Below are 12,559 nucleotides of genomic sequence, written 5' to 3'. Positions count from 1 at the left end.
GCCCGCCCTCACTAGGGTGGCCGGGTGTCGTGGCTGGAGATGGGTGCAGTGGTCCTCGCCGGGGTGTGGGCGGGAGCGATCAACACCCTCGTCGGGTCCGGGACACTCGTGACCTTCCCCGTGCTGCTCGCGCTGGGGACACCGGCCGTCACGGCCAATGTCTCCAACTCCATCGGCCTGGTCGCCGGGGGAGTGAGCGGCACCATCGGCTACCTCCCCGAGCTCAAGGGCATGGGCCGGCGAGTCGCCCAGCTCGTGCCGATGTCCGTGCTCGGCGCGATCACCGGTGCACTGCTCCTGCTGTGGTTGCCGCCCGAGGCCTTCGAGGCGATCGTGCCGGTGCTCATCGGCATCGGGATCCTGCTCGTCATCTTCGGTCCCCGCCTGCAGGCGTGGACGAGGTCACGGCACGAGGAGGGCGGCTCGATGCCGACGAGCCACCTCGTCGCGCTCATGGCGGGCGTGCTCGTGGCCGGCGTCTACGGCGGCTACTTCGGTGCCGCCCAGGGCGTCATCCTCATCGGCCTGCTGTCGGCTCTGTCCACCGAGCCGCTGCAGTCCCTCAACGGTCTGAAGAACATGCTCGGCCTCTTCGTCAACGCGGTCGGCTCGCTCGTCTTCATCATCACCGCGCCGGACCTCATCGACTGGCGGATCGCCGCCCTCGTCGGGGTCGGCGCCATCGTCGGGGGAGTCCTCGGCTCCCGCTACGGTCGACGCCTGCCCCCCAACGCGCTGCGGGCCGTCATCGTCGTCGTCGGCGTCGCGGGCCTGGTGAAGTTCGTCTTCTTCCCGTGACCGAGATCCTGGACCCCACGATCCTCGCCCTCGGCGTCGTCGTCGCCATCGGGGCGATGGTGCAGTCGACGATCGGCTTCGGGATCGCGGTCGTCGCGGCCCCCTTCGTCGTCACGGCCCGACCCGATCTCATGCCGGCCTCGCTCATCGTCTGCGTCTTCTTCCTGCCCGTGCTGCAGCTGCTGGGCGGTGCGCGTGACATCGCGTGGCGTCATTTGGGGTGGGCCCTCGGCGCCCGGGTCCTCGCCACCCCGCTCGGGGTGCTGCTCGTCGCGGTGGCCCCGGCCGACGTGATCGCCGTGACCGTCGGCGTGCTCATCCTCGTCTCCGTCGCGGCCTCCGTGTGGGCGCTCGACATCCGCCTCGAGCGACGCAACTCGGCCTTCGCCGGTGCCATCACCGGGGTCTCCGGGACCGCTGCGTCCATCGGTGGTCCCTTCTTCGCGCTCGTCCTGCAGCACGAGCGGCCCGAGCGGCTCCGGGGGACGCTGGCCGCCTTCTTCCTCATGGGCACCGTCATCGGCATGACGGGTCTGGCCATCGGGGGCCAGGTCGATGCCGAGGACATCCGTGCGGGACTGCTGTGGGCCCCCTTCGTCCTCGTGGGGCACCTGCTCGCCGGACCGGTGCGCCGGCGGATCCGTCCGGAGACGGTGCGACGTGGCGTCCTGGTCTTCTGCGTCATCGCGAGCATCAGCGTCATCGCGCGGGCGCTCGTCTAGCCTGCTCAGGTGCCGATCACGATCACCGACCCCACCGACGAGCGGCTGCGGGACTTCGTCGGTCTCACCGACGTCAAGCTGCGACGGGTGCTCGAGCCCGCGGGCGGGCTCTACCTCGCCGAGAGCGAGAAGGTCATCCGCCGGGCGCTGGCCGCCGGGCACCGGCCCCGGGCGCTGCTGATGGGGGAGCGCTGGCTCACCGACCTCGCCGACGTCGTGGCGGACGCAGAGGCCGGCGGGGTCCCCGTCTACACCGGCTCGGCCGAGGTCATCGAGGGGATCACCGGCTACAACCTCCACCGCGGCGCGCTGGCGTCGATGCATCGTCCGCAGCTGCCGACGCTCGGCGAGGTGCTCGACGGCGCACGGCGGGTGCTGATCATCGAGGACGTCGTCGACCACACCAACGTCGGGGCGATCTTCCGCTCCGCGGCCGCGCTGGGCACCGATGCCGTCCTCGTGACGCCGCGGTGCGCAGACCCGTTGTACCGCAGGGCCATCCGCGTCTCGATGGGCACGGTCTTCCAGGTGCCGTGGACCCGGATCGAGCCGTGGCCTGCCGGCATCGCGGACCTGCGGGAAGCCGGGTGGACCGTCGCGGCGCTGGCCCTGGCCGACGACGCGGTCTCGCTCGACGAGCTGTCCGCCGACCCGCCGGAGCGCCTGGCTCTCGTGCTGGGCACCGAGGGAGACGGGCTGGCCCGGCGTACCCTCGGGCACGTGGACGTGACCGTGACCATCCCGATGGCCGGGGGAGTCGACTCTCTCAACGTCGCGGCGGCGGGTGCCGTCGCTGCCTGGGAGTTGAGGGTGCGATGAGCGCCGGCGCGGCCCGCCCGCAGTTCACCCCGACCCGCTGGCGCGAGGGCTATGCCGTGGCCGATGTCGACGACTTCCTCGACCGGGTCTTCCACGCGCTCTCGACCGGCCAGCCGGTGCCGGACGTCGCGAGTGCGATCTTCCGGCCCACCCGCTTCGGTGCGGGCTACGACATGGCCGAGGTCGATGCCTTCCTCGACGAGCTCGCGGCGGGCCTGCCCGGTCAGTAGGGCCGACCCGCCGCGCGGCGTGGGGTGCGGCAGCGTCAGCTGCGGTACATGCCGGTGATGACGGCGCGCCCGATCGTGTGCTGGAGGTAGTTGAAGGCCGCGACGGTGCACGAGACGGAGTCGTCGATGCCCAGGTCGTCGGTGTCGAGCGCGTGGACGGCGAAGACGTAGCGGTGGGCGATGTCGCCCTGCGGCGGTGCCGCTCCGCCGAACGCCTTGGTGCCGTAGTCGGTCGCGGTCATGAAGGCGCCCTCGGGCAGCTGCGTGCCGCCCTCGGTGCCGGCGCCCTCCGGGAGGGAGGTCGTGTCGGCGGGCAGCCCGACGACGGTCCAGTGCCAGAAGCCGGCGGGCGTCGGTGCATCCGGGTCGAAGCAGGAGATCGCATAGCCCTTGGTGCCCTCCGGGGCTCCCGACCAGCTGAGCTGGGGGCTGAGGTTGCCCCCGCTGAAGCCCCAGTCGTCGAAGACCTGGGCGTCGGCGAGGTCGCCGCCGTCGGTGAAGCTCTCGCTCGTCACCTCGAAGGAGGCCGTCGGCGGCAGAAGGTCGTAGGGGGCCGGTGCGGTCGGTCGCGTGAGGTCCATGACCCCGACCCTAGGACGTCACGGGCACGCGTCAAGGCGGCCCTCGGCGTCAGCGGACGAGGCGGTCGAGGAGCCGCTGCACCTCGGCGGCAGGGTCGTCGGTGAGCCCGCTGTGGACCGGCCCGGGCCGCACCACGGTGGACCGGGGGGCGCTCAGCCAGCCGAAGCGGCGCCCGTCGTCGCCGAGTCGCGGCAGGCCGCCGCCCTCCCGGCCGGAGGCGACCTCGCAGACCGTCCGCAGCGCGGCGTCGAGCTCGTCGAGGTCGAGATCGGGGGCGAGCGCACGCACCCGGTCGGCGTCGACGGCGAAGGCGGCCTCGAGGTGGTCGGCGGACTGGCTGCGCAGGACGATGCCGACGTTGACGAACTCCTCGCGCTCGGCCCGGGGGACGCAGCGCAGGACGACGTACTGGTAGGGGTGACGGGTCATCGGCCACCTCCGGGGAGCCAGGCGGAGGGGTGGTCGCGGCGGGTCGTGAGGTGCTGCACGTAGGCCTCTCGGACCGCATCGGGCGAAGGGAGGTGCTCCCCGGTCTCGAGCCACTCTGCGGGGACGAGGTCGACGATGGCCGCGAGCACGTCGTCGGTGAGCCGAGCGGCCAGGTCCGCGTGGGTCGGGGCGAGGTCGTCGACGAGGTCGCCGAGGACGTGGTCGTTCACGTCGTAGGGCTGCCGGGCGAAGCGCTCGGCGTCGGGGGAGCGGCGGGCCCAGGCGTGGTGGAAGTAGAGCGCGGCACCGTGGTCGATCACCCAGGGGTTGCCACCCCACACGAGGAGGTTGGGGTTGGCCCAGGTGCGGTCGATGTTGGCGGTGAAGGCGTCGAGCCAGACGATCGGCTCCGCCTGCTCGCGGGTCGCAGGCCGGCTGCCGTCGTAGCCGAAGCTGCCCGGCAGGTAGTCGAGACCGAGGTTGGTCCCGACGGAGGCCGTCAGCAGGTCCTGGACCTCCTCGTCGGCCTCGTAGCGCGCGATGTCACGCGGCAGGTCGACGACGGCCAGGCGGGGGACCGGGATGTCGAGCGCGCGGGCGATCTCGCCGACGAGCACCTCCGCGACGAGCACCTTGAGCCCTTGACCGGCGCCGCGGAACTTCACGACGTACATGCCGAGGTCGTCGGCGTCGACGAGGCCGGGGAGGGACCCCCCTTCGCGCAGGGGGACCGCAAATCGGGTCGCGGTGACGGTCTCGAGCACGGCCCCAGACTATGCACGGTTTGCCCCGACCCCCGACTTCAGGCAATGGTGGAAGGCATGCTTCCAGGACGCCGCCCGCCCCACGACTACCTCGGCACCGTGATCGGCACGCCCGACCCCCGGGGGCTCGCCCGCTTCTACGCCGAGGTCCTCGGCTGGACGATCCACAGCGACGAGGAGGACTGGGCGACGATCGCGCCGGAGCGCTCTCACGTCTACCTCGGCTTCCAGCTCGAGCGCAACCACGTGGAGCCGGTGTGGCCGGCCCAGCCCGGTGATCAGCAGATGCAGATCCACCTCGACATCGAGGTGAGCGACCTCGAGGCCGCGGTCAGCGCCGCGCTGCGCCTCGGTGGCCGTCTGTCGGAGCACCAGCCGCAGGAGGAGGTCCGCGTGATCATCGACCCCGCCGGCCACCCCTTCTGCCTCTACGTCGGCGCACCCGAGCAGGCGGCGCAGACCCCGTCCTGACCGGTTCTCGAGGTGCGGGCGGGGTCGTGTCGCAGCGGATTTCGCACTCACGACATCCGCGTGTAAAGTTTCACGTCGTTGCCCCGGTGGTTCCCAACCGCCGGATGCACCACTCGTCCGGGTGGCGGAATTGGCAGACGCGCTAGCTTGAGGTGCTAGTGCCCGTATTAGGGCATGGGGGTTCAAGTCCCCCCTCGGACACAGATCGGATCGGCCCCTCGCTCCTCGGAGCGGGGGGCCGATCGCGTTGTCCGAGGGCGATCGCTGCCTGCGTCTGGTAGGACGGACGATCACACGAAGGGAGAGTGACGATGACCGATCCCCGCATCGAGCACGCGGCCGAGGTGGTCCGGCGGGCAGTCGCCGAGGTGACCTTCCTCGGGCTCGACGAGAGCCTGGCCGTGGCGGAGGCGCTGCGCGATGCCGGGTGCCTGCCCGACCCCGCCGTGGCCTGGGAGCAGGGCTTCGAGGCCGGCCGCGAGATGGCCCGGCAGTGGGGCGATGCGCAGTGGTGGACCCTCGGCGAGGAGCCGGCCAACCCCTACCGCGCCCCCTGACCACCACCCTGGGCACGTACGCTGCCGACATGAGCGAGACCACCGCGCCCGAGCAGGAGGTCGTGCGCATCTGCCGCGACCTGCTGCGGATCGACACGAGCAACTACGGCCCCGGCCAGGACGGCCCGGGGGAGCGCGAGGCCGCCGACTACGTCGTCGCCCAGCTGCGCGAGGTCGGCCTCGAGCCCCAGGTCTTCGAGTCCGAGCCCGGTCGCACGACCGTGGCGGTGCGCATCGCCGGCGCCGACCGTGACCGCGGCGCCCTGTGCATCCACGGGCACCTCGACGTCGTGCCGGCCCACGCCGAGGACTGGAGCGTTCCCCCCTTCGACGGCGTGGAGCGTGACGGGTGCCTCTGGGGCCGCGGCGCGGTCGACATGAAGGACATGGTCGCGATGATGCTCGCCTGCCTGCGGCACCTCGCGCGGACCAGCACGGTCCCGCCGCGCGACCTGCTCTTCGTCTTCTTCGCCGACGAGGAGGCCGGTGGCGTCCTCGGCAGCCAGTTCATGGTCCGTGAGCACCGCGAGGTCTTCGACGGCGTCACCGAGGCGATCAGCGAGGTCGGTGGCTACAGCGTCACCGTCGACGACGCGAAGGGGGAGCCCCGCCGGGCCTACCTCCTCCAGACCGCGGAGAAGGGCATCGCCTGGCTCAGGCTCGAGGCGAAGGGCACGGCCGGTCACGGCTCCGTCCCGACCTCGGACAACCCGATCGTCCACCTCGCCGAGGCCATCGCCCGGATCGACGCCCACAAGTGGCCCCGTGAGTTCATCGCCAGCGTCCGCGGCCTGCTCGACGGGCTGAGCGAGCTCACCGGTGTCGGCTACAGCGACGAGGACGCCGAGGCGCTGCTCGAGCGGATCGGGCCGGCCGCCGGCTTCGTCCGCGGCGCGCTGCAGGACACGGCCAACGTCACCATGCTCGACGCCGGCTACAAGCACAACGTCGTGCCGCAGACCGCGAGCGCCTCGCTGGACTGCCGCTTCCTCCCCGGCCACGAGGAGGACCTCATGGCGACCATCCGGGAGCTTGCCGGGGAGCACGTCGAGGTGGTCGTCGACCACCGTGACATCTCGCTGGACGCGCCCTTCGACGGCGAGCTCGTCGACAGGATGCGCGCCGCGCTGCTCGGGGAGGACCCGGAGGCGACGATCCTGCCCTACTGCCTCTCCGGCGGGACGGACAACAAGGCGCTCGAGGCGCTCGGGGTCGTCGGCTACGGCTTCGCGCCGCTGCGGCTGCCCGCGGACCTGCCCTTCGCCCCGATGTTCCACGGGATCGACGAGCGGGTGCCGCTGGAGTCCCTGGAGTTCGGCGCGCGGGTGCTGTGGCGTCTCGTCGAGGACTGCTGAGGTCCCGGGACCGGGCTCAGGGAGTGGGCAGCATCGGCGGGCGTGGCACGCGGATGATCTTGCGCCGCAACCATGCCCGCTGCTTGCCGCTCATGTAGACGACCGTGCGGTGCAGCTCCCACCGGCCGTACTCGGCGTGGTCGGCCAGCTCCTGACGGATCGCGGAGCGTGCGGCATCGCGCGGGAAGACGATCGTGCGGAACTCGTACTCAGCCATCGGTGCCATTGTCGCCCATGACCGGTAGCGTCATGCCCATGAGCGACCCGCGCCCCGCCCTGAACCAGCTGATCGCCGCCTTCGAGCGTCACCTCGAGGCCTCGTCCCAGCGTCGCGGCGAGGACGACCCGACGGTCGTCGCCGCCTACGAGGACCTGGCCGATGCCTTCGAGGCCTACGACGACGCCCTCCACGACGCGACCGGCGAGATGACCCCGCTGGTCGTCGTCGACGAGCAGTTCATGGTCGACGACGATGACGAGTCGGACGACGACTACGACGACGACGAGGACGACCAGTCCTACTCGGGTCTCGACGACGAGGACTACGACCGGGACGACGACCGGTCCTGAGCCCGGTCGCTCACAGCCAGCCGGAGCGCTTGAAGAGCCGGTAGAGCCCGAGGCAGATGAGCACCATCGCCAGCAGGGCCAGCGGGTAGCCGTAGTAGACCTCGTGGCCGGAGACGTCGACGCTCGCAATGAGCTCGGGCATCCCCTCGAAGTTCATGCCGTAGACGCCGGCCACCATCGTCGGCAGGGCTGCCATCGCCGCCCAGGCCGAGATCTTGCGCATGTCCTGGTTCTGCTGCACCCCGACCTGCGCCAGGTGCGCGCTCAGCACGTCGGAGAGCAACCGGTCCTGCGACTCGGTGTTGTCGTTGACCAGTGACAGGTGGTCGACGACGTCGCGGAAGAGCAGGCGCAGCTCCTCCGTCGGCACCGGTGACGTGGCCCCGACGAGCTGGGTCAGCGGCCGGGCGAGCGGGAGGGAGGCCCGCTTGAACTCGAGCACCTCACGCTTGAGCGCGTAGATCTCGCCGCTGTCGACCCGCTGGTCGGGGGAGAAGACCCGGGCCTCGATCTCCTCGAGGTCGGTCTGCAGCTCGTCCTCGATCGCGAGGTACTGGTCCACGACGAAGTCGACGATCGCGTGGAGGACACCCCACGGACCGTGCTGCAGCGGGTGGTTGCGCTCCTCCAGGCGACTGCGCAGTCCCGCGAGCGGGCTGGCCTCGCCCCGTCGGATCGTCACGATGTAGTCGGGACCCCAGAAGACCATGATCTCGCCGGACTCGACGTCGGAGGTCTCCTCGACGTAGCGCAGGGGCCTCAGGACGGCGAAGAACGCGTCACCGTACTGCTCGATCTTGGGCCGCTCGTCGCCCTTGACGGAGTCCTCGACGGCGAGGGCGTGCAGACCCAGCTGGTCGGCGACCTCCTCGAAGCTCGCGGACGACGGGTCACGCATGCCGATCCACAGGAAGTCCGAGCCACCGCCCGAGCGGATGTCCGCCATGGTCGCGCCGATGTCGTCGCAGGGGAGGCGCTGGCCGTCGTGGTAGCGGGCCTGGTTCACGATCACCCGGGCATCGTCTCAGGCGCAGCGCCCGGGGCGCCTAGTGTGAGGGGCGTGGCGTACTGCATCCTCATCCGGCACGGACGGTCGACGGCCAACACGAAGGGAGTGCTGGCGGGCTGGACCCCCGGCGTCTCCCTCGACGAGACCGGCCGGCAGCAGGCCGCCCGGCTCGTCGAGCGGCTGGAGGACACCCCCTTCGTCCACGTCGCGACCTCGCCGCTGCAGCGCTGCCGCGAGACGGCCGAGCCGCTGCTCGCGGCGCACGGGCTGGAGGCACAGGTCCACGAGGGCCTGGGGGAGTGCCGCTACGGCGCGTGGACCGGTCGGGCCATCTCCGAGCTCGCCAAGGACCCGCTGTGGCGGGTCGTGCAGGACACACCGAGCCGGGTGACCTTCCCCGCCGGCGACGACTACGACGGTGAGTCGATGCAGGCGATGTCCGACCGCGCCGTCGCGGCCGTCCGAGAGATCGATGCCGCGGTCACGGCCGAGCACGGTGCGCACGCGGTGTGGGCCGCGGTCAGCCACGGCGACGTCATCAAGGCGGTGCTCGCCGATGCCGTGGGCACCCCGCTCGACGACTTCCAGCGGCTGCACGTCGACCCGGCCTCCATCTCCGTCGTGCACTACACCGAGAGCCGGCCGATGCTGCTGCGCAGCAACGACACCGGCAGCTCCGCGCTGAAGCCGCCGCCCCCTGCTCCGGACACCCCGGCAGCGGGGGACGCGGTCGTCGGCGGCGGGGCAGGACTAGGGTCGACGTCATGACCGTCGTCGAGTTCGACCCCCCGGAGCGCTTCGTCCTGGGCACCGTCGGCCCACCCGGGCAGCGGACCTTCTTCCTGCAGGCCAGCGACGAGAGCCGACGCGTGCAGGTGTCGCTCGAGAAGCTGCACGCCCAGGTCCTCGCCGAGCGCATCGGGGAGCTGCTCGACCAGGTCGCGGGGCTCGAGGCGACCGTCGCGGCCGCGGCCGAGGCGGCCGACAACGCCCCGCTCGACACCCCGATCTCCGAGGACTTCCGCGTGCAGGCCCTCGCCCTGTCGTGGGACGACGACCGGCACGTCGTGCTCATCGAGGCCCACGACCACGACCCCGACGAGGTCGACGAGCTCGAGGCCACGCCCGACCTCAACAGCCTGCGGGTGTCGCTGGGGCCGGCGCAGGCGCGTGCCTTCGCCCGCCGGTGCGAGACGGTCGTGCGCGCCGGGCGTCCGGCCTGCCCCTTCTGCGGTGGGGCGGTCGACGCCGACGGGCACATCTGCCCGCGTGCCAACGGCTACAAGCGCTGACGGTGGCGTCACCCCCTTCGCTCACCGACGGGGAGCTCGTCGTCCTCGGACGGCACCCGTTGGCGAGCAATGCCGTCTTCGTCGCCGAGGTGCGCTCAGCCGGCGGGCCCGCGGTGACCGTCGCCTACAAGCCGGTCGACGGCGAGCGCCCGCTGTGGGACTTCCCCGACGGCTCGCTCGCCGCCCGCGAGGTCGCCGCGTGGCGCATCGACGCCCTCGGCGGCTTCGGGCTCGTGCCCGAGACCGTGTGGCGCGACGGACCGGCCGGGCCGGGCTCCGTCCAGCGGTGGGTCGGTGAGCCGACGAGCCTGTGCCCGACGCCGGTGGCCGTCACCCCACCCGGTGCCGTGCCCGAGGGCAATCTCGTCGTCCTCGAGGGGGAGGACGAGACCGGTGCGCCCCTGCTGCTGTCGCACCCCGACGACTCCCGGCTGCGTTCGATGTCCGTGCTCGACGCGGTGCTCAACAACTCCGACCGCAAGGGCGGTCACGTGCTCGAGCACGACGGAGGCTTGTGGGGGATCGACCACGGAGTGAGCCTCCACGAGGACCCGAAGCTGCGGACCGTGCTGTGGGGCTGGGCAGGTGACCCGCTCACTGCTGGGGACCTCGAGCGCCTGTCGCGTCTCGACGGCGAGCTGTCGCGACCCGAGGTGGTGGCCGAGCTCGTCGAGCTCATCACGCCGACCGAGATCGAGGCGCTGCGGGGCCGCGTCGAGAGCCTGCTGACCACAGGCTCGCACCCGGTGCCCACCGGCGACTGGCCGGCGATCCCGTGGCCTCCGCTGTGAGGCCGCACCGCGTCTCGGGCGCTGGCGTGATCACCTCGCCGACCTCGTAGGCTGTCCGGGTGAGAGCCTGGCCTGCACCCCACCTGCCCGTCGTCCCCGGAGAGCCGATCTCCCTTCGCCTCCACGACGTGGCCCGGGGCGAGGTGGCCCCCGTCGAGCCCGAGGGCACGGCGAGTCTCTACGTGTGCGGCGTGACGCCCTACGACACGACGCACATGGGGCACGCGGCCACCTACGTCACCTTCGACGTCGTCGGTCGCGCGCTGCGCGACGGTGGGCGCGCGGTGACCTACGTGCAAAATGTCACCGACGTCGACGACCCGCTCTTCGAGCGGGCCGCGCGCGACGGGGTCGACTGGCGTGACCTCGGCAGCGACCAGATCGCCCTCTTCCTCGAGGACATGACCGCACTCGGCGTCATCCCGCCGGACCACTTCATGGGCGTCATGGAGTCGATGCCGACGATCATCGCCGCGGTCCAGCGGCTCGTCGCGCTCGGGGTGACCTACGAGGTCGTCGAGGACGGCGTCCGCGACACCTACCTCGACCTGGCCGCCGCCGGCGGACTGGGCGAGCTGAGCCACCTCGACCGCGAGACGATGCTCGCCTTCTCCGCCGAGCGCGGCGGCGACCCCCAGCGCCCCGGCAAGCGCGACCCGCTCGACCCGATGCTCTGGCGCGGCGAGCGTCAGGGCGAGCCCGCCTGGGACGCAGGCGAGCTCGGCCGGGGGCGTCCCGGCTGGCACATCGAGTGCACGGCGATCGCCATGGAGCACCTCGGTGACCACGTCGACGTCCAGGGCGGCGGGACCGACCTCGTCTTCCCGCACCACGAGATGTCGGTCGTCCAGGCCGAGGCGATCACGGGGGAGCGGCCCTTCGCCCGGCACACGGCGCACCAGGCGATGGTCGCCTACGACGGCGAGAAGATGAGCAAGTCCAAGGGCAACCTCGTGCGGGTGTCGACCCTGCGCTCGGAGGGCGTCGACCCGATGGCGATCCGCCTCGTCCTGCTGGCGCACCACTACCGCGGTGAGTGGGAGTGGACGGCCGAGGACCTCACCCGCGCCCAGGAGCGCCTCGAGCACTGGCGCGCCGGGCTCTCCACCGATGGTGGCCCCGATGCGACCGCGACCATTGCCGCGATCCGCGAGGCCGTCGCCGACGACCTGGACACCCCCACCGCGCTGCGGGCGGTCGACGCCTGGGCCGAGCAGTCGCTCGCGGGCCCGGGCGAGGTGCGCTCCGCGCCCGGCGAGCTGGCGCGGGCGATCGACGCCCTCCTCGGCATCCGCCTCTGAGGCGGTCAGGCGGGGTTGTCGGTGCCGTCGCCGCGACGACGCAGGTAGCGCTCGAACTCCTTGGCGATCGCGTCGCCGCTCGCCTCGGGCAGCTCGGACGTGTCCTGCGCGCTCTCGAGGGCCGAGACGTACTCGGCGACGTCCTCGTCGGTGCTGGCCAGCTCGTCGACGCCGCGCTCCCAGGCCTGCGCCTCCTCCTCGAGGTCACCGTGGTCGATGACCGTGTCGAGCAGGTCCTCGAGCTGGCTGAGCAGGGCGAGCGAGGCCTTGGGGCACGGGACCTGAGAGGTGTAGTGCGGCACGCTCGCCCAGGCCGAGATCGAGACCATCTCCGCCTGGTGGGCCCCGTCGGCCACGACGCCCGTGATGCCGGTGGGGCCCTCGTAGCGGGCGGGCTCGAGGTCGTGCTTGTAGGCGACCGCCTCGTCCTCGCTCGTGCACACGACGGGGATGGGCCGGGAGTGGGCGACGTCCGCGAGCAGGGCACCGAGGGTGATGACGGTCGTGACGCCGTTGGCCGCGGCGAGGTCGAGCAGCTCGGTGGTGAAAGCACGCCACCGGAAGGAGGGCTCGATGCCGGTGACGAGCAGGACGTCGCGCCCGAGGCTGTCGGGGGAGGCCAGCAGGATGCGCGTGGTGTTCCAGTGGATGCCGCGCCCCTGACCCTGGTTGATCACCCGCGGGCGGGTCACCTGGAAGTCGTAGTAGTCCTCCGGGTCGATGGCCGCGACGGTCTCGGCGTCCCACAGACTCCCGAGGTGCTCGATCGCCCGGGAGGCAGCCTCGCCGGCGTCGTTCCAGCCCTCGAAGGCGCAGATCATCACCGGGTCGTGCAGCTCGGGCAGGTCCTCGATCTCGATCACGACCAC

General features: G+C 71.9%; 18 protein-coding genes and 1 tRNA gene. 13 read left to right on the top strand and 6 right to left on the bottom strand.

Features of this window, described 5'->3' with window-relative positions:
• Positions 1–24: 24 nt before the first annotated feature.
• From NMQ01_RS08210 to NMQ01_RS08195, 4 genes are read left to right on the top strand one after another with little or no spacing between them, the layout of a single operon-like run.
• Complete coding sequence (locus NMQ01_RS08210) at positions 25–798, top strand: sulfite exporter TauE/SafE family protein (RefSeq protein WP_255183465.1); 774 nt, start codon at positions 25–27, stop codon at positions 796–798.
• On the top strand, positions 795–1,520 hold the full coding sequence (locus tag NMQ01_RS08205) for a sulfite exporter TauE/SafE family protein (RefSeq protein WP_255183464.1): 726 nt from the start codon (positions 795–797) through the stop codon (positions 1,518–1,520). Before NMQ01_RS08210 ends, NMQ01_RS08205 begins: the two co-directional genes overlap by 4 nt.
• A gap of 9 nt (positions 1,521–1,529) precedes the next feature.
• A complete protein-coding gene (locus NMQ01_RS08200) occupies positions 1,530–2,339 on the top strand; it encodes an RNA methyltransferase (protein ID WP_255183463.1) in 810 nt (269 codons plus the stop codon).
• Positions 2,336–2,569, top strand: a complete 234-nt coding sequence (locus NMQ01_RS08195; protein WP_255183462.1) for a DivIVA domain-containing protein — start codon at positions 2,336–2,338, stop codon at positions 2,567–2,569. Before NMQ01_RS08200 ends, NMQ01_RS08195 begins: the two co-directional genes overlap by 4 nt.
• Positions 2,570–2,604: 35 nt before the next feature.
• On the opposite strand, the gene NMQ01_RS08190 is transcribed toward NMQ01_RS08195, so the two are convergent.
• The 3 genes from NMQ01_RS08190 to NMQ01_RS08180 are packed head-to-tail and all read right to left on the bottom strand — an operon-like array spanning position 2,605 to position 4,344.
• On the bottom strand, positions 2,605–3,150 hold the full coding sequence (locus NMQ01_RS08190) for a YbhB/YbcL family Raf kinase inhibitor-like protein (RefSeq protein WP_255183461.1): 546 nt from the start codon (positions 3,148–3,150) through the stop codon (positions 2,605–2,607).
• A 49-nt stretch (positions 3,151–3,199) separates the two neighbouring features.
• A complete protein-coding gene (locus NMQ01_RS08185) occupies positions 3,200–3,580 on the bottom strand; it encodes a DUF3037 domain-containing protein (protein ID WP_255183460.1) in 381 nt (126 codons plus the stop codon).
• The gene (locus tag NMQ01_RS08180) at positions 3,577–4,344 is read right to left on the bottom strand and encodes a HipA family kinase (protein WP_255183459.1); all 768 of its coding nucleotides are present in this window, start codon (positions 4,342–4,344) and stop codon (positions 3,577–3,579) included. Before NMQ01_RS08180 ends, NMQ01_RS08185 begins: the two co-directional genes overlap by 4 nt.
• A 57-nt stretch (positions 4,345–4,401) precedes the next feature.
• On the opposite strand from NMQ01_RS08180, the gene NMQ01_RS08175 reads away from it, so the two are divergent.
• The 4 genes from NMQ01_RS08175 to NMQ01_RS08160 all read left to right on the top strand — a co-directional run bounded on the left by NMQ01_RS08175 (position 4,402) and on the right by NMQ01_RS08160 (position 6,727).
• Positions 4,402–4,815, top strand: coding sequence for a VOC family protein (locus NMQ01_RS08175; protein WP_255183458.1), 414 nt, complete (start codon positions 4,402–4,404; stop codon positions 4,813–4,815).
• A gap of 115 nt (positions 4,816–4,930) precedes the next feature.
• Positions 4,931–5,016 (top strand) — tRNA-Leu (locus tag NMQ01_RS08170).
• A 110-nt stretch (positions 5,017–5,126) separates the two neighbouring features.
• The gene (locus tag NMQ01_RS08165) at positions 5,127–5,372 is read left to right on the top strand and encodes a hypothetical protein (RefSeq protein ID WP_255183457.1); all 246 of its coding nucleotides are present in this window, start codon (positions 5,127–5,129) and stop codon (positions 5,370–5,372) included.
• 29 nt (positions 5,373–5,401) lie between these two features.
• Positions 5,402–6,727, top strand: coding sequence for a M20/M25/M40 family metallo-hydrolase (locus tag NMQ01_RS08160; protein WP_255183456.1), 1,326 nt, complete (start codon positions 5,402–5,404; stop codon positions 6,725–6,727).
• A gap of 16 nt (positions 6,728–6,743) precedes the next feature.
• Here the strand turns inward: NMQ01_RS08160 and NMQ01_RS08155 are convergent, their stop codons facing one another.
• Positions 6,744–6,953 (bottom strand): DUF5703 family protein, encoded by a 210-nt coding sequence (locus NMQ01_RS08155; protein ID WP_255183455.1) that lies wholly within the window; start codon positions 6,951–6,953, stop codon positions 6,744–6,746.
• 23 nt (positions 6,954–6,976) lie between these two features.
• Here NMQ01_RS08155 and NMQ01_RS08150 point away from each other — a divergent pair, with 23 nt between their 5' ends.
• Entirely contained in the window at positions 6,977–7,297 is a 321-nt protein-coding gene (locus tag NMQ01_RS08150) for a primosomal protein (RefSeq protein ID WP_255186340.1), read from the top strand.
• 10 nt (positions 7,298–7,307) lie between these two features.
• On the opposite strand, the gene NMQ01_RS08145 is transcribed toward NMQ01_RS08150, so the two are convergent.
• Positions 7,308–8,309, bottom strand: a complete 1,002-nt coding sequence (locus NMQ01_RS08145; RefSeq protein ID WP_255183454.1) for a magnesium and cobalt transport protein CorA — start codon at positions 8,307–8,309, stop codon at positions 7,308–7,310.
• A gap of 48 nt (positions 8,310–8,357) precedes the next feature.
• Here NMQ01_RS08145 and NMQ01_RS08140 point away from each other — a divergent pair, with 48 nt between their 5' ends.
• The 4 genes from NMQ01_RS08140 to mshC are packed head-to-tail and all read left to right on the top strand — an operon-like array spanning position 8,358 to position 11,690.
• Positions 8,358–9,074, top strand: coding sequence for an MSMEG_4193 family putative phosphomutase (locus NMQ01_RS08140; protein ID WP_255183453.1), 717 nt, complete (start codon positions 8,358–8,360; stop codon positions 9,072–9,074).
• Entirely contained in the window at positions 9,071–9,598 is a 528-nt protein-coding gene (locus NMQ01_RS08135; RefSeq protein ID WP_255183452.1) for a DUF3090 domain-containing protein, read from the top strand. The genes NMQ01_RS08140 and NMQ01_RS08135 overlap by 4 nt, the downstream gene beginning before the upstream one ends.
• A 2-nt stretch (positions 9,599–9,600) precedes the next feature.
• The gene (locus NMQ01_RS08130; RefSeq protein WP_255183451.1) at positions 9,601–10,389 is read left to right on the top strand and encodes an SCO1664 family protein; all 789 of its coding nucleotides are present in this window, start codon (positions 9,601–9,603) and stop codon (positions 10,387–10,389) included.
• Positions 10,390–10,448: 59 nt separating this feature from the next.
• Positions 10,449–11,690 carry a cysteine--1-D-myo-inosityl 2-amino-2-deoxy-alpha-D-glucopyranoside ligase gene (gene mshC / locus NMQ01_RS08125; protein ID WP_255183450.1) on the top strand — a complete coding sequence of 414 codons (1,242 nt, stop codon included), beginning with the start codon at positions 10,449–10,451 and terminating at the stop codon, positions 11,688–11,690.
• Between the two features lie 5 nt (positions 11,691–11,695).
• Here mshC and NMQ01_RS08120 read toward each other — a convergent pair whose 3' ends face one another.
• The gene (locus NMQ01_RS08120; RefSeq protein WP_255183449.1) at positions 11,696–12,553 is read right to left on the bottom strand and encodes a PAC2 family protein; all 858 of its coding nucleotides are present in this window, start codon (positions 12,551–12,553) and stop codon (positions 11,696–11,698) included.
• Positions 12,554–12,559 lie beyond the last annotated feature (6 nt).

Origin of the sequence: Janibacter sp. CX7 (assembly GCF_024362365.1) — a bacterium.
GTDB lineage: Bacteria > Actinomycetota > Actinomycetes > Actinomycetales > Dermatophilaceae > Janibacter.
This window is presented reverse-complemented; position numbering and strand designations above follow the sequence as displayed.